This window comes from Chryseobacterium subflavum, from assembly GCF_055762745.1.
Genome location: NZ_JBVTMR010000002.1, coordinates 695,937 through 712,788 on the forward strand (window position 1 = coordinate 695,937; position 16,852 = coordinate 712,788).

At 34.6% G+C, this 16,852-nt stretch carries 20 protein-coding genes; 7 read left to right on the forward strand and 13 right to left on the reverse strand.

Going from position 1 to position 16,852, the window contains the following annotated elements:
* The first annotated feature begins 12 nt into the window (after nucleotides 1-12).
* From AC0INN_RS12480 to pth, 5 genes are all read left to right on the forward strand, one after another.
* The gene (locus AC0INN_RS12480; RefSeq protein ID WP_228457018.1) at nucleotides 13-822 is read left to right on the forward strand and encodes a hypothetical protein; all 810 of its coding nucleotides are present in this window, start codon (nucleotides 13-15) and stop codon (nucleotides 820-822) included.
* Between the two features lie 2 nt (nucleotides 823-824).
* Entirely contained in the window at nucleotides 825-1,640 is an 816-nt protein-coding gene (locus AC0INN_RS12485; RefSeq protein ID WP_273650459.1) for a hypothetical protein, read from the forward strand.
* Between the two features lie 3 nt (nucleotides 1,641-1,643).
* The gene (locus AC0INN_RS12490) at nucleotides 1,644-2,387 is read left to right on the forward strand and encodes a hypothetical protein (protein WP_273650460.1); all 744 of its coding nucleotides are present in this window, start codon (nucleotides 1,644-1,646) and stop codon (nucleotides 2,385-2,387) included.
* Nucleotides 2,388-2,659: 272 nt separating this feature from the next.
* On the forward strand, nucleotides 2,660-3,592 hold the full coding sequence (locus AC0INN_RS12495) for a hypothetical protein (RefSeq protein WP_172282292.1): 933 nt from the start codon (nucleotides 2,660-2,662) through the stop codon (nucleotides 3,590-3,592).
* A gap of 85 nt (nucleotides 3,593-3,677) precedes the next feature.
* The gene (gene pth, locus AC0INN_RS12500; protein ID WP_273650461.1) at nucleotides 3,678-4,241 is read left to right on the forward strand and encodes an aminoacyl-tRNA hydrolase; all 564 of its coding nucleotides are present in this window, start codon (nucleotides 3,678-3,680) and stop codon (nucleotides 4,239-4,241) included.
* 44 nt (nucleotides 4,242-4,285) lie between these two features.
* On the opposite strand, the gene AC0INN_RS12505 is transcribed toward pth, so the two are convergent.
* From AC0INN_RS12505 to AC0INN_RS12540, 8 genes are all read right to left on the reverse strand, one after another.
* Nucleotides 4,286-4,708: a hypothetical protein gene (locus AC0INN_RS12505; RefSeq protein ID WP_273650462.1), complete on the reverse strand. Its 423-nt coding sequence runs from the start codon at nucleotides 4,706-4,708 to the stop codon at nucleotides 4,286-4,288.
* Between the two features lie 161 nt (nucleotides 4,709-4,869).
* A complete protein-coding gene (locus AC0INN_RS12510; protein WP_172282297.1) occupies nucleotides 4,870-5,505 on the reverse strand; it encodes a carbonic anhydrase in 636 nt (211 codons plus the stop codon).
* Nucleotides 5,506-5,562: 57 nt separating this feature from the next.
* Nucleotides 5,563-7,155, reverse strand: a complete 1,593-nt coding sequence (locus tag AC0INN_RS12515; RefSeq protein WP_172282299.1) for a SulP family inorganic anion transporter — start codon at nucleotides 7,153-7,155, stop codon at nucleotides 5,563-5,565.
* Nucleotides 7,156-7,301: 146 nt separating this feature from the next.
* Nucleotides 7,302-7,601, reverse strand: a complete 300-nt coding sequence (locus tag AC0INN_RS12520) for a hypothetical protein (RefSeq protein ID WP_172282300.1) — start codon at nucleotides 7,599-7,601, stop codon at nucleotides 7,302-7,304.
* 20 nt (nucleotides 7,602-7,621) lie between these two features.
* Nucleotides 7,622-8,290, reverse strand: coding sequence for a carbonic anhydrase (locus AC0INN_RS12525; RefSeq protein ID WP_273650463.1), 669 nt, complete (start codon nucleotides 8,288-8,290; stop codon nucleotides 7,622-7,624).
* A gap of 328 nt (nucleotides 8,291-8,618) precedes the next feature.
* Nucleotides 8,619-9,176 (reverse strand): serine acetyltransferase, encoded by a 558-nt coding sequence (locus AC0INN_RS12530; RefSeq protein WP_273650464.1) that lies wholly within the window; start codon nucleotides 9,174-9,176, stop codon nucleotides 8,619-8,621.
* A 35-nt stretch (nucleotides 9,177-9,211) separates the two neighbouring features.
* Nucleotides 9,212-10,360 carry a glycosyltransferase gene (locus tag AC0INN_RS12535; protein WP_273650465.1) on the reverse strand — a complete coding sequence of 383 codons (1,149 nt, stop codon included), beginning with the start codon at nucleotides 10,358-10,360 and terminating at the stop codon, nucleotides 9,212-9,214.
* Nucleotides 10,360-10,917, reverse strand: coding sequence for an acyltransferase (locus AC0INN_RS12540; RefSeq protein WP_273650466.1), 558 nt, complete (start codon nucleotides 10,915-10,917; stop codon nucleotides 10,360-10,362). Before AC0INN_RS12540 ends, AC0INN_RS12535 begins: the two co-directional genes overlap by 1 nt.
* 56 nt (nucleotides 10,918-10,973) lie before the next feature.
* On the opposite strand from AC0INN_RS12540, the gene AC0INN_RS12545 reads away from it, so the two are divergent.
* A complete protein-coding gene (locus AC0INN_RS12545; protein WP_172282309.1) occupies nucleotides 10,974-11,204 on the forward strand; it encodes an acyl carrier protein in 231 nt (76 codons plus the stop codon).
* Here AC0INN_RS12545 and AC0INN_RS12550 read toward each other — a convergent pair.
* From AC0INN_RS12550 to AC0INN_RS12570, 5 genes are read right to left on the reverse strand one after another with little or no spacing between them, the layout of a single operon-like run.
* Nucleotides 11,201-11,839: a GNAT family N-acetyltransferase gene (locus AC0INN_RS12550; RefSeq protein ID WP_306613429.1), complete on the reverse strand. Its 639-nt coding sequence runs from the start codon at nucleotides 11,837-11,839 to the stop codon at nucleotides 11,201-11,203. The genes AC0INN_RS12545 and AC0INN_RS12550 overlap by 4 nt on opposite strands.
* A complete protein-coding gene (locus AC0INN_RS12555) occupies nucleotides 11,836-13,281 on the reverse strand; it encodes an AMP-binding protein (RefSeq protein WP_273650468.1) in 1,446 nt (481 codons plus the stop codon). The genes AC0INN_RS12550 and AC0INN_RS12555 overlap by 4 nt, the downstream gene beginning before the upstream one ends.
* A 33-nt stretch (nucleotides 13,282-13,314) precedes the next feature.
* A complete protein-coding gene (locus tag AC0INN_RS12560; protein ID WP_273650469.1) occupies nucleotides 13,315-14,487 on the reverse strand; it encodes a glycosyltransferase in 1,173 nt (390 codons plus the stop codon).
* A gap of 58 nt (nucleotides 14,488-14,545) precedes the next feature.
* Nucleotides 14,546-15,379, reverse strand: a complete 834-nt coding sequence (locus AC0INN_RS12565; RefSeq protein WP_273650470.1) for a glycosyltransferase family 2 protein — start codon at nucleotides 15,377-15,379, stop codon at nucleotides 14,546-14,548.
* A gap of 4 nt (nucleotides 15,380-15,383) precedes the next feature.
* Nucleotides 15,384-15,923 carry an acyltransferase gene (locus tag AC0INN_RS12570; protein ID WP_172282319.1) on the reverse strand — a complete coding sequence of 180 codons (540 nt, stop codon included), beginning with the start codon at nucleotides 15,921-15,923 and terminating at the stop codon, nucleotides 15,384-15,386.
* Nucleotides 15,924-16,071: 148 nt separating this feature from the next.
* Between AC0INN_RS12570 and AC0INN_RS12575 the strand changes: the two genes are divergently transcribed.
* Nucleotides 16,072-16,842 (forward strand): class I SAM-dependent methyltransferase, encoded by a 771-nt coding sequence (locus AC0INN_RS12575; RefSeq protein WP_273650471.1) that lies wholly within the window; start codon nucleotides 16,072-16,074, stop codon nucleotides 16,840-16,842.
* Nucleotides 16,843-16,852 lie beyond the last annotated feature (10 nt).

Consider the following 16,852-nt stretch of genomic DNA (forward strand, 5'->3'; position numbering starts at 1 on the left):
ATGAAAAAAACTATGTATTACTGCATAGCAGGGCTTTGCTCTGTCTATGCTCACGCGCAGGTGGGAATTGACACTAATTCACCAAATTCGACTCTCGATGTAAACGGGAAAACCACCTTAAGAAAAGAATTAAGAGTGGGAGGTACTCCTACTCAAGTTGGAAATGCCGGACTAAACGGACAAGTTTTAGTTTCGCAGGGAGAAAATCTACCTCCTGTATGGAAATCAATCAACGTATCTTTTATGGAAGAAGGACAGTACAAATTAATTAACTCGTACTTGTCTCTGGATCAAAAAGGAATTACCAGTCTATCTAATGGTGTGGCAGGTGATATGATCTATACCAATGTTGTTGGGGATAATATAACCGATACCAGCAAGGGTAAATGGGTGAAGATTGAAGGCCTTGAAAATAATTTTACAGTTAAAAATCCTAAAAACAGGATTACTTACCAATTCCAGACAGGGATTGAATTGAAAGCTCCCGTGGCTACTACTTCCCAGAATATAAGCTTTACATGCGGAGTATTCAGAGGAGGTAAGCTTGTTGCTGTTCGTCCTGATAAGGTCTCTTCTACAAATAATACAGACAAAGGAGGATTTCAGGATTATATTTTTACACTGAATTACACTGAGCAAAACGTTCCCCTTGGTGCTCAGAAAATTGAAGTGGCTTGTAGAAAAATTGAGTCTTCTGATGTGAACAGCCAATTTTCGATTGGACGTAACATTTCGAATTCCAATACAGTTTCTAATGCCTTTACTTTAGAATCGGATCTAAAGATTGATATTATTGAATACGTAACCTACAAAGCCAACTAATTATGAAAAATATATTATCGCTTCTATTCTTATCAATCGGGCTTTCTGTTTCTGCGCAGATAGGAATAAAAACAGTAACTCCAAGAGCAAAACTTGATGTAAACGGAGATATTAACCTTCGTAATAAACTGGTTGTTTTAAATACAACAGACAATAGCCTCGTCCAGGGGACAAATGGCCAGATATTGGTTTCACAGGGAGAAAATTATCCTCCGATTTGGAAAACACTTAGAATTCCTGAATATGAACCTAATCAGTTTTACCTGATCTTTAATAACTCTTTTTCAGATAGAACAGGTGTTACTTTTACTGGAACTGAGGAATCTTCTACAAGATCTACACGATCTACGAGCTTTGTAAAAGGGAGCGACTTCAGCACTTTTAATAACTTTAAAAAGATCAATGCTTTATCTCAGCCGTTCCAGGTATACAGTACGGATAGTAAAACGTATTTTCAGTTTGAAACTGTAATTCATACGAATTTCCCTGCTAATGGTGCTACAGATACTTCGATTGATTATGCTTGCGGAATCTTTGTAGATAATAAATTGGTGAACCTAAGACAAGGGAATATTAAAGCCAGTACTGCAACAAATACCTTTTTGACACATAATCAAATCGGAATTGCTTCGAACCTTACAAAAGGAACACATACAGTAAGTGTTGCTTGTTCAAGACTACAGTCATACAATACGAGTAATGTTACTTTAGGAATAGGAATCAATGTGGCAACTAATATTGACAGTTTTATTGCACAGTCTTCTCTTAAAGTGGACGTTTACGAAATCCCTCAAGTCTTTAACACCATTTTAAATTAAATCATGAAAAAAATATTTTTAATAACATTATTATTAGGTGTTGGTTTGTCTAAAGCTCAAGTGGGAATCAATACTAAAACACCTGTAAACACATTAGATATTAATGGAGATGTCAATGTAAATAAAGAATTGAGAACAGGAGGGACTAATACCGTAAAAGGGAACGCAGGAAATGCCGGAGAGATTTTTCATAACAATTCCGATATGGTTAGTAACGATTGGAAAAGTATAAAGATTGCAGACGGACAGGGTAGTATGGCTTTGTTTTCCATCAATACGGTTTCTGATAAAGTAGGTGCTACTTTTTCAGGGGCAAACGGTTCTACATCACCTTATGCAGAAAATGCGGCACTGGATGCTACTTGGACAGTTCTGACAGGAGCTGTTGATACTTTTTCTATTACCAATGCAACGAATAAAGTAGTGTTTACTTTTCAGACAACGACACAAAAAACAGCTAATGCAAATTCTTCAATAAGTTATGCTTGCGGAATTTTTGTGAACAATACGCTTAAGGCTGTGAGAACAGACGTTTTGGTTGGAGGTGATGGTACAAATAAGATTTTCAATCTTAATGCTACACTTACTAACCTTACTCCTCAGAATAACTATAGCGTTAAAGCAGCATGTACTAAAAGAAACCTGAACTCCGGAACTTTAGGAACAGGAAAAGCTGTAAATACAACTTATTTAAATGATGATATGGCACAATCAGTACTTACTACTCAGGTACTGCAACCTTACTAATCATTAATTTTATCGATAAAAAAACAAAAAAACTAAAAGCGGGTCTTTTAGTTTTTTTGTTTTATAGCACAACTTACTTATAAGTAAATAGCTCTTCTAAAGATATAGTCTACAGTGAAATATGTTTTTTTGCCCAACTTTTCTCTTCAGAATATCTAAAGTACAAGAAAACCTGCTTATTTGATTGTTAGTTTTCTTATAATATAAATAAATATATGCTTTTTGTTTAAAAAAAAATTATATTTGTGAAAAAATAAATAATCCCCTTGGAAATGAAACAACTTTTCTATTTTATTTTACTGTTTGCTGGTTTTTCTTCCATTCATTCGTGTAAAGATCTTATTGATGAAGACGGAAATCCACTTGTTGATTTACATAACAATACCGGACTGACAGGGCCTAGAGCTTTGTATAGAGAAATTACGGATGCTGATACCATTGCAGAGTATCATTACAGTGGGCTGCTTTTATCCCGTGTGCTTACAGATAGTGCTTCTATTACAGATATTATGTATAGCGGAGATAAGGTAAGCAAGATTGATTTCAGAGGTTTTCTTGATTTAGATAATAATGGAAAATTAGATAAGGATAGTGTTTCGTATTCTCAGATTTTCACTTATGGTGTATCGGGAAAAATAGATAAGGTATCTGAAAGCCGTTCAGTGTTCAGGAGAACACCTCCGGTTATTCCGGGAGATCCTCCAGGTCCTCAAACTCTTTTCAGAAAAACCAAGACTCTTTATAATTTGAAATATGCAGCTTCAACAAGCAAGCTTGACAGTATTATCATGAGATCAGGAGAGGATGTTTCAGGAGTTCCGTTTGTTTACAAAAACTATTCAAGAACTGGGTATACTTATTTAGGGGATAATGTAAGTAAAGTAGTAAGACATTATGGCCCGATGAGTAATGACGTATTTGGCGCACCAACAGGTAAACTGGGTTATGATTATGCGAACTTTGACACTCAGATAAGTGCATATACATTGCTTCCTTTTGCTTATAAAATATCTGTGATCCTTTCTACAGAAATGAATGATAAGAGAAGTTTGATCCTATCTCCAAACAGTCCTAAGAGAATGGCGATAACGGATCTTACGACACCTATTCCTGTTCCGGCAGTGTTCAGTACAGATTATCATTACGATCCGCAGACTTACGTAACAAAAGGGTATGGAATAAATTATATCTACAAGCCTTTATAAAATTTTTTTAACAATAGATCAACTCAATTCTTTAACGGATTGAGTTTTTTTATTTTTTATCCCTTAATTTTGCAAAAAATTTCAAATGAAATATTTAATAGTCGGACTTGGTAACAAGGGTGCGGAATATGAAAATACACGTCATAATATAGGATTCAAGGTTGCAGAAAAAATAGCAGAAAGTCTTGAAACTTCATTTAATACAACCAATTTCGGATGGATGGCAGAAGGGAAATATAAAGGTAGGAAAGTCTTTATTTTAAAACCGGACACTTATATGAATCTTTCTGGTAATGCTGTAAAATACTGGATGCAGAAAGAAAATATCCCTCTGGAAAATATATTAATTATTACGGATGATCTGGTACTTCCTTTCGGGACCTTAAGAATGAAAATGAAAGGATCTGATGCGGGACACAACGGTTTAAAAAATATTAATGAAGTTCTGAAGACACAGAATTACGCACGGCTTCGCTTTGGAATTTCTGCGGACTTTACTGAAGGGAGACAGGTAGATTATGTTTTGGGTACGTGGAATGAAGAGGAAAGAGAAAAATTGCCAGAAAGAATTGAACAATTTTCAAAGGCCTGCCTTTCATTTGTTTTTGCGGGCATTAATAATACAATGTCAGCTTTCAACGGAAAATAAATCAGATTTTACATAAAACAATAAACCTCCGTCAGGAGGTTTTATTATTTAGCAACAACAATATCCTTTACAATTTTCTTTTCAAAAAAATTCCTTTCACTGGTTGTAAAACGGTAATTATGCTCCTGTTCAAAAAACTCTATTGGAGTTGTGGGAGAGTTATCAGGTTTCCATTTAATAATCATTGTGGGTTCCTGAGCGGAGTTGATATCGCTTTCTGAAAACCTGAATATCGTATTTAACAAAGGACTACCGGGATTTTCATTAATATCTGATTTTGCTTTTTTAGGTTGTAACTGGGAAAGGTCTTTTAGTAGTAGTGAAAAAGGTTTACCAATGTATTTTTCTTTGTTTGTTTCAAATTTTTTAAGATAAGCGAGGGTATCTGTAACTTGCTTTTGTGCTTTTAAAGATCCGCTCAATATTACTAAAATTCCAATCAGAATGAAGTTGTCCTGTAGTTTCATAAGTTTGTCTGCAACATTAATTTTTACGCATCAAATGTAAGGAAAAATTGAGCCTTGAAAATTCTTATGCTTGAAATAAAAGAACCACCGGGGTGCGATGGTTCTTTATTGTGAATTTAAAAATTAATTAATCTAAACTATTACATAGTAATATCTGAATACTATAACCAGGTTACAGCACCTGTTTCAACATCGTAGTTCGCTCCAACGATTTTGATTTTACCTTCATTTTCAAGGTTTCTAAGCGTTGAACTTTGTTTACGGATGTCTTCGATAGCATTTTTTACATTCTGATGATTCAGTCTTTCTAATAAAGAACTGTTTTTTGATGAACGTTCTTCATTCTCTTCAATCACTTCATTGATGATCGGATCAAAATGGTTAATCAGGTGGTTCAGGTTATCCATTCCCATTCCTTCGATTTGTGCGGCATCAAGTCCTCCTTTTAAGGCACCACATTTGGTATGCCCTAAAACAACGATAAGTTTGGAACCTGCAACATTACAACCGAACTCCATTGATCCCAGAATATCCTGATTTACAAAGTTACCGGCAATTCTGATGCTGAAAACATCACCCAATCCCTGGTCAAAGATTAGCTCTGCTGAGGTACGGCTGTCTATACAGCTTAAAACAACTGCAAAAGGCCACTGTCCTTCACGGGTAGCATTTACCTGTTCCAAAAGGTCTCTGTTAGCCTTTAAGTTGTTTACAAATCTTTGGTTTCCTTCTTTTAAAAACTCTAAAGCTTTCTCGGGAGTAATCGTTGATTGGGTTTCGTACGTATGTGCTTTCATATAATTTAATGGTTTTTTCAAATTTTAAAGTTAAAAAATAATTGTTGATAAATGAGCTTACATAGCTCTTCTGTGTGTAACCAGTATGTGTGAATCTTCATTTTTTTCGTAATCTCTGTACGAGGTTTTGAAGCCCAGAAGCTCTACCGTTATATCCTCTTCTTTTGCGCGGATGTTGGCAAAATCCTGGATCATTTCTAAAACGTCTGTCGCTATATATGAAGTATCCCTGGCATCGATGGTTACTGCAGAATTAGGTTTTATATTTTTAAGTGTTTTTTTGATGGCTGCTTTGTTTAAAAAAGAAACTTCTTCAGCCAGTTTGATATTGATTTCGTCTGCATCATCCAGATTCTCCCTACTAAGGTAATATGCTCTTTTCATATTTCCCTGGAGGATGTAGAAAATGGAAATGGCAAGACCTATTCCAACTCCTTTTAACAAGTCTGTTGCCACAACAGCTACAACTGTTGCTAAAAAAGGGATAAACTGAAATTTTCCCAAATGCCAGAAATGTTTGAATGTAGCCGGTTTTGCTAATTTATATCCTACTAAAATTAATACGGCGGCTAAAGTTGCCAAGGGTATTAAATTAAGTAGAAATGGTATGGTCAGTACGCATACCAGAAGCAGAACACCGTGAATCATTGCTGAGAGCTTTGATGTTGCCCCTGCATTAGCATTTGCCGAGCTTCTTACAACAACGGAGGTCATAGGTAGTCCGCCGATAAATGAGCTGACAAGGTTTCCGATTCCCTGTGCTTTAAGTTCTAAATTGGTATCTGTTATTCTTCTCTGTCTGTCCAGCCTGTCAGATGCTTCAATACAAAGCAAGGTCTCAATGGAGGCAACAATAGCGATCGTTGCACCCGCGATCCATACTTTGGGATTTGTAAATCCGGTAAAATCCGGTAATAAGATTAAATTTTTAAAATCATCAATGGATTTTGGAACAGGTAATGAAACCAAGTGTTCTGTTTTTATGGCCAGTGGGCTTCCAGTCATTTTAAAAGTTTCATTTAATAGGATTCCTGTAACTACGGCAACCAATGCTCCAGGAAGCATCTTCATTCTCCTAAGTGCGGGAACTTTATCCCAAAGCAGAAGAATACTCACTGATACTACTGTTACAAGAACGGCTCCCGGATGTATGGCCCCGAAAAGCTCGGTAAAGTAATTAAAGTTTAAGCCATTGTCGAAAATAGATTCATGTCCTTCGTAGTCTTTATCGAATCCTAATGCATGGGGAATCTGTTTTAGGATAATAATAATTCCTATTGCCGCAAGCATTCCCTCAATTACATTATTAGGGAAGTAGTTGGAAATACTTCCAGCTCTTGCAAACCCTAAAATCAATTGAATAAATCCTGCAATAATTCCTGCACAAAGAAACAATTCAAAGGCGCCAAGATCTGTAATGGCTGTTAAAACAATTGCTGTTAAACCAGCTGCAGGGCCGGAAACAGAAATGTTTGAATTACTTATTGTTCCTACGACCAGGCCACCTACGATACCGGCGATAATTCCGGATAAAGGAGGTGCACCTGATGCTAAAGCAATTCCTAAACAAAGAGGAAGTGCTACTAAGAATACCACGAGTCCTGAAGGGAAATTTTCCTTGATTCCTCCTATTAATGATGTCTTTTTCATGATGTGAAGCTGTGAGATATAACCAGCATATTTGTCTTTAAATAAGCTAGTTATAAAGATTGAAAATTTAATTTTTAAAGCACGTATGTATTCATTATCAAAAAAGTTGATAAGGAATAGGTATCAAAAAACTCTAACTATAAAAATTAAGCTTCGGGAGGCGGAGAAAATATGGTTAATAAGGGAGACAGGTGAAAATCATCATCCACCAATACAAAAGATCTGTCTTTTACGTCCGGTTCAAAGAACTTGAGATAATCAAATACATCTAATGTTTTAGGAAGTGTTTTTTCGTACACTGTAAAAGAAGTAGGATGGGAGTGTGGTTCTTCTTCATTGACTATTATATTGGTTCTCAGTAAATCCCAGCCCGCTACTGCAGCAATGCTCGGCAAGGCTGTAAAGTTTAGGAAAACCGTCAATACAATAATACTCCAGAATTTCATTTCACTCTTTTTTGGAAAAACTATTTTGTTTTTCTGTTCATGACCCAGTCTGATTCGGTTAGATTATATATTTTCTGGATGTCTTTCAAAACCTTTTCAAAGTCAATGTCCAGATCAATAATTTTTCCGGTTCGAAGGTCGAAAACCCAGCCATGAACTATAGGATACTCTTCTAATATGTATCTCTCCTGAACACAGGCCATTTTGATTACGTTGATACATTGCTCCTGAACATTAAGTTCTACAAGCCTGTCATAACGTTTTCCTTCATCCTGAATTGAATCCAGTTCAGTCTGGTGTAATCTGTAAACATCGCGAATATTTCTAAGCCAGGGATTTAATAATCCTAAATCCTGAGGGGTCATCGCTGCTTTTACTCCACCACAATTATAATGCCCACAAACAATAATGTGTTTTACTTTTAAATGTTCTACCGCATATTGAATAACCGCTGTAGAACTCATATCCAAAGTATTTACAACATTGGCAATGTTTCTGTGGACAAAAACTTCTCCAGGTTTAGCTCCCATTAATTCTTCAGCTGTCGCCCTACTGTCCGAGCACCCTATATATAGGTAGTCCGGATGTTGGGTTTTGGCTAATTCTTCAAAGAAAGCCGGATCCTGTGAAATTTTGGATTCGACCCATTTTTTGTTGTTTTCAAAAATAACTTCGTACGATTGGGACATAAAATAAATTTTTAAGGTTTATAATTATTCATTTCGTTTAAATTATTTTCAAATCCAATAGATCAAATCAATAATTATGCAAAAATATAATTTTTGATGAAAAGTTGATCTCTTTTAACAAAGTTTAATATTAAAATATGCTTAAAATCATACATCTGCTTTAAAATCAGGCATTATATCTTATTTTTAATACTAATTATTGACTTTTTCAAAATTTAAACGGAACAAAAATCTAAATAAAAATACGAACAATTAGACAGAATGTGTGGATTTAAGAATTAAAATATTCTTAAATGCTTAAAACATGCTTTTCAGCAAAGCGGAAATTTTATACTTTGTTATTGATATATCCCTCCGTAGCATCTTCTTTGGGATATATTTTTCCAGGATTACCTACAACTACAGAATTGGAAGGAATATCAAAGTTAACATAGGAGTTGGGTGCAATTAGTACATTGTCTCCAATAGTAATTCCACCTACGATTACAGCGTTAGCGCCTATCCATACTTCATTTCCAATAGCCGGAATTCCTGTGTTTTTCCCCCGGTTTTGCTGGCCAATGGTTACACCTTGGGCAATGTTACAATTAATTCCGATCTTGGTTTTAGGATTAATGACCAAACTTCCCCAATGTCCTAAGTAAAACCCTTCTCCAATTTGGGTTTCCGGATAGATCTGAAACCCATACTTTATCTGGTGGTGCCTTAATACAAATCTCCAGAATGCTCCGGCAAGGGATTTCTTTTTGTAGGATTGGGCTTTTCTAAGTATATAAATAAAATGGAGGTTGGGGTTTACACATTTAGCCCACATCTCAAATTTAGAAAGCCATTTTCCATTTTCGCGGTAGAAGTCTTTTTGGATAGTAGTATATTGATCTGGCATATAAATTATATGTAGGGTTAGAAAGATAAATTTATTTATAACTCATCTAAAATACGGGTTATTTTCTGTACGGAATTTTTAAGGTTAAAAGGCATAAGGTAATTATTCAAAGCCTCTTTATATTGTAGAAAAGTATCTGGATGTAATAAAGCCTGCTTCATTCCGGAGTAGATGCCTTCTTCGGAATTATCTACGATCATACCAAGTTCCCCGTTGTTCAACATTTCCTCTACCCCGGAAACATCTGTAGCAATAATTTTCTTTTTTAAAGTTATGGCCTCAAATAAAACCGTAGGAAAACCTTCATATCTTGAACTTAAAATATAAAAGTCGGCACTTTTGAAGTAGGGATAAGGGTTGTCCGTAAATCCTAGCATGGTTGCCGTTTCATCTATTCCAAGTTCCGATTTCAATTTTTTGATGTTTTCAAAATCATATCCGTCTCCGATAATTAAAATCCTATGTTTTAAGCCTTCATCAATAAGTCTTTGGTGAACTTTTAAAAGTCTGTCAAATCCTTTTTGTGGAAATACGGTTCCCACGGAAACAAAAGTGGGTACAGACGAATCAAAGCTGTAATCATCAATTGATTTTTCTGCTTTTTGTAGAATTTCCTCTGTGTCAAGAGGGTTGTAGATCTTAATAATTTTGTGTTTCTCCGATTCATTTTTTGCTGCCTTATAAAATAGCTGTTCAATCTTTTCAGAAATAACCAGTATTTTATCAAATCCGAAAAATTTACGGATTTCATCATGGGTATATCCTTTGACTTGTGATAAATCATTATGGATCCAGACGATTTTTTTAGATGATTGAAGAGGAGAATTTAGAATTTCATCCCGCATTCCGTGGATAGCGGCAAACTCAATGTCGTATTTTTTATTTTTTAATTTACCATTGTAAAGAAGAGACGGAAATCGGTTTAGTGATTTCTGATAAATAACACGGATTGCTTTTTTAGGAATATCCTGTATACGGTTTGTAGTGATCATTTCACCTTTATTAAGGTAAATGACATTGATCCAATCCGGGACTTCCGGTAAATACTTTCCAGAGTATAAATTTAAGAGTAAATCAATTTCATAGCGATCAGAAGGTAAATTTTTTAGAAAAGTTACAAGTACTTTTTCTGCGCCGCCGTGACGTAGGGAACCAATTCTGATAAGGATCTTTTTCTTAGGCACTATTTCGAAGTTTTGAACTTTTGAGGTAAATTCAATTTCAGCCACTGGTTAAGCTCTTTTCTATTCTTTTCAAGATGGATAGGATAGTCAATCGTGGTTTTTTTTAGAACATCAGCATAATCTTCTATTTCGCAAACATATTTGGCGGGATTTCCTGCGTAGACAGTATGTTCAGGCATTGATTCGGACAAAACTGAATTAGCTCCGAGAACACAATTATCTCCTATCTCAACATTTTGTAATATTACCGAATTGCTACCGATGGCACAGTTTTTCCCAACTTTTATCCATCCGAAATTTCTTACCTCTTCATAGCCTTCCAGCTTCCTGATATTGGCAGTAGCTCCTGAATGAGTTACAAACGTTACCCCAGAGGCAATTCTTGTATCATCTCCAATTTCCACGAGAAATGGTTCGGAGCCAAAGGAAACATTATTTCGTATCACTACATTCTTTCCTAATTTTAGCCCGCTGTTTTTGCATATTTTAAGGTAAACGGAATGTTGGAAATCCTGAGTAAGGGTAGATATTTTATTAATAATCTTATATATCATCATAGTAAAACAAAGTTAGAAATTATTTTATAAATTTGTCCCTCCAAATATATAACACAATGAAGATCGAACATTTTTGCGAACTGCTTCAGCAAGAACTTAACGAAAAAACTACAATAACTGCGGATACGCATTTTAAGGAATTAGAGAGCTATGGATCTCTGTCAGCAGTTTTGGTTATGCAGTTGGTTGAAAATCAATTTGGCGTAAGCCTTAATCCAAGATCTTTCAGAAGTATTAATACTATAAAAGATTTAACGGAAGCCATAGGAAAAGAGAAGTTCGACTAGTCTTTTAAATTCTTTTTCAGAATAACCTTTTTGATACTGGGGTAAACTTTATTTTCCTGAGTGTCTATTTCCATTGTTTCATATTTGGAAAATCCAAATTTAGCATAGTATTGTATAAGATGCGGGCTGCTCTCTAGTACATCTATGTAAAGTTCATCAGTAAGATTTTTCATCTCCGAAATGATGTGCTTTAATAAAAATTCCGCCACCCCTTTTCCTCTGAAGAGATCATCTACAAAAACATATTGGATCAGGTATTTGTTTTCAGAATAACTTTTGGTCTCAGGTAAGTTTTTTGCCTTATGTATGAATGAAGATAAATGATCACCTTTCAGATGAATCGGAAATAATTCACTTTTATTCTGATAGTAATTGACATTGGTAAGGATCAGTGCACAACATCCTGCAGCTATCCTATCCACTTCTGCTATGGTATATGTATTCAGAGATAATTCAGTATCGAAGTTCTCATCATCTAAAAAAAATTGATTAAGATATTCTTTAGTCGTATCAATGTCGCTTCCGAAAATATTGCTGTAAGTATCAGACAGTGATATTGGATGGCTCTCAATGGCTAATATTCCTTTTATGATCAAGGGAATGTCATCTTTTGTGGCTTTTCTGATGCTGATCATAACAAAGTCTTTTTTAATTCGTTTCGGTCTATTTTTCCGGATGTATTGACCGGAAACTTTTCGAGTTTAATGATTTTTGAAGGAATACAATATTCCGGAAGATTATCTTTCAGGTGAGAAAGAATTAAATCTTCATTGATACTTGGCTCATTGATAAACAAGACGAGAATATCATTATTGTTTTTGTCCTTGTGAATAACAGCAACACTGATTGCATTTTCCAGTTTTTCATTTGAAAAATATTCGATTTCTGCTAACTCTACTCTGAAACCATTGATCTTAGCCTGAAAATCGATCCTGTTCAGATAGAAATAATCTCCTTCATTATCTTTTACGCACCAATCCCCTGTCCTGTAGAAAGTTGTATGATCTCTTTGAATAAATGCTTCTTTTGTTTTTTCTTCATTTTTCCAATAAGAATTTGCCAACAATTTTCCGGATAATAAAAGTTCTCCTTCATTCATTTCATTGTCAGAAAAGCTCATTGTAGAGTTGATAACCGATTTTCCGATACTTATGATGCCATTTTTTTCTTTTATCGGGTCTTCCACTTTATAATGAGTGCAGAAAATTGTATTTTCTGTTGGTCCATATACATTGTAGATACTGGCATTGGGTACGAAATCTTTCCACCCGGTAATCTGCTTTGTCAATAATGCCTCACCACAAAATAAATTTAGCCTTAAGCTTTTATTTTTTATTTCGGGATCAAGGTAAGGTATGATCAGATTTAAGATGCTTGGAACCATTAAGGCTATCGTAATTTTATCTGCTTCTAACAGGTCCAGGATCTGCAAAAACTTAGTTTCTTTTTTATGAAGACCAACAACCGTTGCTCCGTTTAACCAGGGAATCAGATAACTCATTACCGAAAGGTCAAATGTAAGCTCAAACATTTGCAGCACACGATCCTCAGAATTTAATTTTCCAAAAGTTGAATGGAAAGCATCAGAGAAATAGTATAAATTGGAGAACCTGATAGGAACACCTTTTGGCTTTCCTGTACTTCCGGAAGTGAAGAGGATATAGGCGTTATTATCTATGGAAGACTCTTGAGGTAGTGTAGAAAGTACCCCTTCAGCCATCTTTTTTGTGTCAATCAGCTTAGTTTCATAGTTCTCTGTTATTTCAGCTGATGTAAGGATTGCTTCTATATCCGCTTGCTGAATAACATTCATATTCTTGCTGAAAGGAAATTCTGGATGTATGGGAACGTATGTTTTTCCTGCAAACCAAACTGCAAGAATTGAAGCATACATGTATACATCATCAGTGAGATAGATTCCTACGTTTTGAGAATTTATGGTTTGTAGCTGATATCTTATTTGATGGGTCAGATTTAAGACTTCCTCATAGGTGTATTCTTTATCCTCTATGCTTAAGCAAACTTGTTTGTTGTTGAGGAGAAAAGATTGGTATAAATTTTCAATAAAGGAATTCATCTTTTGCAACTTGTGTTATGATATACTTAAGAGTTATTGGTTTTTAATTTTACTTTGATATAGATTCTCGATAATATTTTCCACACTTTTGAAAATCTTTTCATTATCAAAGCGCTTTTCAATATCCTTCAGGTTGTCCTGTATATGTTGGACAAGCTCTTTGTTGGTTAAAAATTCCCTGATACCGTTGTACAGACCTTCCTGGGAATAATCTGTCAGGTAACCGGATTCTTTATGGGTAATCATTTCAGGAATTCCCCCCACGTTGGTTGCTAGTATGGGTTTCTGGAGAATCAGGGTTTCCGCAATAATTAATGGCCATCCTTCGCTTTCCGACGGCATGATATAAAAATCTGCATTGGAAACGTATGGGTATGGATTCATTTGGGTACCTAATAGCTTGAAAGAATTTTTTACATTTAATTCCTCAATCCTTTTGGAAAGAAGTTCATAATCCTCTCCATCACCAATAACAACAATACGATGATCAAACCCGTCATCAATTAGTTTTTTGTGAGTCTCCAATAATGTTCTGTATCCTTTTCTATAGTGCAGTCTGCCCACTGATACAAAAGTAGGGAGCTCTTCAAATTCAGGAATGAATGCTTTTGCTTTTGCTTTTAGCTCTTTTATGGGGATAGCATTCAGAACAACTTCGCCCGGAGGCAACTTAAGGTCCGGAAATTTTTCAGTCAATATATCTTTACATTGCTGTGAACCATAAATGATATAATCAAACTGTTGCATGTTTTTAAAGATTTCCTCACGGTAAGGAGCAAAGCCTTCCAATGAAAGATCTGAATGAAGCCATGCAATCTTTTTAGATTCTTTATTTGTGGAGTTTAGAACGGCTTTATAAATGCCGTATGTAGTTGCAATCTCTACATCATATTGATCTTTTAAAATCCCATCCGTAAGCCTGGGATTTTTGTCGATCTTATTAAGTCTAAATTTTCTTCTAGCCAGTTGAATTTTTTGAATAATCGGATTTTTTGAGAAATCTTCTTTCCCTTCCGCGATGTAAACTTTTCTAATGTTGTCAGGAAACTCATTCCGTAACTCTCCCTGATTAAGGCTTAAGCATATTGTGAGCTCAAATTTATCCTTGTTCAGGTTGTTGAGCATACTTAATACTACTTTTTCCACACCGCCAATCTCCATAGAGCGATGTCTGAAAAGAACTTTTATTTTTTTATTATGCTCCATTATTCTGAACTTTTGTATAGATAATTTTTTCTATGAAGTGTGTTTAGTTTCAAGTATATTAATTTTTCTGCAAAAATGTTAATATTTTAATCTTTAATCTGTGTGCCATTTTGGTTTGATAATCAAGTAAACTGAAAACCTCTTCAGCATTTTGATAAACCTGGGGAACAGCTCGCCCATTTATAGATATAATATTTCTTCTTTTGAATGTATTAAAAATAACTTTTGCAAATGAGTCTTTAGCCTTTCCTTTTGATGTTGCCTGAGATACCCCATTAGGATGAAGTCTGTATTTATATAGATCCTTGGCAATAAAGTATGCGTCACCAAAGTCTAATATTTTTAAATATAGGTCCTGATCAACGGCACTCTTTAATGTAGAATCAATACCTTCAGTTTTTAAATATATTTCTCGTCTGAATGCTACAAAATGAGCAATCTGGATTGGATAATTAAAAAAATAAGGATCATTATTTAGGATCTGTTTTGCAGATTTAAAAGGATAAAGAATATTTAAGTTCTGATCACATGATAAAAATCTGGAATAGGTAAGGACTACATTTTTTTTCTGTTTGAAAACTTCTATTGACTCTTCGATAGCTGTCGGAAAAATGGCATCATCGGGATCCACAAATCCACAGATCTCACCAGTGGCAAGTTCGGCGCATTTTCGTTTGGTATAGCCTACTCCCTTATTGGTCTCATTTTCAAAAAACAAAAACCTACTGTCATCGGATATCAGGGATTTTATCATTTCTTTCTCGGTATCATCAGAACAATCATCCACTATGATAGCTTCCCAGTTCGTATAGGTTTGTTGTTGAAGACTTTCATAGCAATCTTTAAAGTAATTACCATTGTTATAATGTGCTATAAGAACTGAAAATTTCATTTTTTTATGATTTGAAAATTAATTCCTGCTTATTAAGGACTGTTGTATTAGCAGGAATATCTTTATATATGGTGCAGCCTGCTCCTATTATACAGTTATCGCCGATATTTACACCTTTTAATATAGTAACATTGCTTCCTAACCAACAGTTTTTCCCAATTTTTATAGGAGCTTTTGTAAACTCATTATGGAAAATTTTGAATTCCGGTATACTTTGGTGTGCATGGTTATGGTCATATAATTTTACATTTTCACCAAACAAAGTATTTTCACCGATAGAGATGTGGTCTAAACAATTGATAGAGCAAAAATTATTCATAAAAACATTATCCCCAATTTCAAGGATTCCTTCATCCTTAACTAAAATATGAATGTAATTTCTGAAATTAATATTTTTACCAAAAATTGCTTTTCCAATGTTTTTATAGATGATAAAGTGATTAGAAATCCCCAGTTTTATACTTCCTAAAATTACTTTGGGATGTTTGTGAAGGATAGTAATTTGTTTTTTTCTTTGAAGAGTTTCAAAAAATCGGGAAAGCATTCTTTTATCTTTGTTTATTTTTTTATAAAATTATTGGCAGATCTTTTGCAAGTACCTTACACTAATTTTTATCATTTGAGTACTAAAATTGATTTTAGTTTAAACAAATGTAACTAAAAAAAAATATATTTTTGTGTAAAGTAACACGATGGGAGAATTAAAAAGAGTTTTTACAACATTTGTAGCCTATCTTAAAAGGCCGGATCTCTATCCTGAACTGGGTAGGAAAATTTTAAAAAATACAGTTAACCGAAATAATGCGTTTAAAGGAAAGGAAAAAACAAATTTTTGGGCAAGATCAAAAGCAATTTCCCAGAGAGATGCTATAACAAAGCTTTTTGGCATAAATACATTTTCATTTGAATCCAGTTATCGTGAAATTTTAGATTATGCTGTGCAACGAGAGAAGGAGTGTCCAATAAAAATGGGAGGACCTGGAGCCTTAGAACTTATTTATTATGCATGTGAATTTTCGCAGGCGAAAAATGTAGTAGAAACAGGAGTAGCCTATGGATGGTCCTCATTGGCATCATTGCTTTCTCTGGAAAAAAGAAATGGAACCTTGTACAGTTCCGATATGCCTTACCTGGGACAAAATGGAGATCAATATGTTGGATATGTAGTTCCTGAAAATCTTAAAAGAAACTGGAAACTATTCCGTTTTGCAGATAAAGAATCTTTGCCGAAAATTTTTGTTGAGAATAAAATTTTTGATGTTATTCATTACGATTCAGACAAGAGTTATAACGGGATGTCATGGGCTTATAATGAGCTCTATTCCCATTTAAGGAGTGGAGGAGTGTTTATTAGTGATGATATCGGTGATAATTCAGCCTATCAGGATTTCTGTGAAAAAAATAATATTGAAACGACCATTATTGAAATGGATAATAAGTTTGTAGGAATTTTTATCAAGTAAATTATATCAG

What these genes read in the sequence shown, in the direction of transcription:
- AC0INN_RS12480 (WP_228457018.1), top strand. Translation starts at nt 13, where the DNA reads ATGTATTACTGCATAGCAGGGCTTTGCTCTGTCTATGCTCACGCGCAG.
- AC0INN_RS12485 (WP_273650459.1), top strand. Translation starts at nt 825, where the DNA reads ATGAAAAATATATTATCGCTTCTATTCTTATCAATCGGGCTTTCTGTT.
- AC0INN_RS12490 (WP_273650460.1), top strand. Translation starts at nt 1,644, where the DNA reads ATGAAAAAAATATTTTTAATAACATTATTATTAGGTGTTGGTTTGTCT.
- AC0INN_RS12495 (WP_172282292.1), top strand. Translation starts at nt 2,660, where the DNA reads ATGAAACAACTTTTCTATTTTATTTTACTGTTTGCTGGTTTTTCTTCC.
- pth (WP_273650461.1), top strand. Translation starts at nt 3,678, where the DNA reads ATGAAATATTTAATAGTCGGACTTGGTAACAAGGGTGCGGAATATGAA.
- AC0INN_RS12505 (WP_273650462.1), bottom strand. Translation starts at nt 4,708, where the DNA reads ATGAAACTACAGGACAACTTCATTCTGATTGGAATTTTAGTAATATTG.
- AC0INN_RS12510 (WP_172282297.1), bottom strand. Translation starts at nt 5,505, where the DNA reads ATGAAAGCACATACGTACGAAACCCAATCAACGATTACTCCCGAGAAA.
- AC0INN_RS12515 (WP_172282299.1), bottom strand. Translation starts at nt 7,155, where the DNA reads ATGAAAAAGACATCATTAATAGGAGGAATCAAGGAAAATTTCCCTTCA.
- AC0INN_RS12520 (WP_172282300.1), bottom strand. Translation starts at nt 7,601, where the DNA reads ATGAAATTCTGGAGTATTATTGTATTGACGGTTTTCCTAAACTTTACA.
- AC0INN_RS12525 (WP_273650463.1), bottom strand. Translation starts at nt 8,290, where the DNA reads ATGTCCCAATCGTACGAAGTTATTTTTGAAAACAACAAAAAATGGGTC.
- AC0INN_RS12530 (WP_273650464.1), bottom strand. Translation starts at nt 9,176, where the DNA reads ATGCCAGATCAATATACTACTATCCAAAAAGACTTCTACCGCGAAAAT.
- AC0INN_RS12540 (WP_273650466.1), bottom strand. Translation starts at nt 10,917, where the DNA reads ATGATGATATATAAGATTATTAATAAAATATCTACCCTTACTCAGGAT.
- AC0INN_RS12545 (WP_172282309.1), top strand. Translation starts at nt 10,974, where the DNA reads ATGAAGATCGAACATTTTTGCGAACTGCTTCAGCAAGAACTTAACGAA.
- AC0INN_RS12550 (WP_306613429.1), bottom strand. Translation starts at nt 11,839, where the DNA reads ATGATCAGCATCAGAAAAGCCACAAAAGATGACATTCCCTTGATCATA.
- AC0INN_RS12555 (WP_273650468.1), bottom strand. Translation starts at nt 13,281, where the DNA reads ATGAATTCCTTTATTGAAAATTTATACCAATCTTTTCTCCTCAACAAC.
- AC0INN_RS12560 (WP_273650469.1), bottom strand. Translation starts at nt 14,487, where the DNA reads ATGGAGCATAATAAAAAAATAAAAGTTCTTTTCAGACATCGCTCTATG.
- AC0INN_RS12565 (WP_273650470.1), bottom strand. Translation starts at nt 15,379, where the DNA reads ATGAAATTTTCAGTTCTTATAGCACATTATAACAATGGTAATTACTTT.
- AC0INN_RS12570 (WP_172282319.1), bottom strand. Translation starts at nt 15,923, where the DNA reads ATGCTTTCCCGATTTTTTGAAACTCTTCAAAGAAAAAAACAAATTACT.
- AC0INN_RS12575 (WP_273650471.1), top strand. Translation starts at nt 16,072, where the DNA reads ATGGGAGAATTAAAAAGAGTTTTTACAACATTTGTAGCCTATCTTAAA.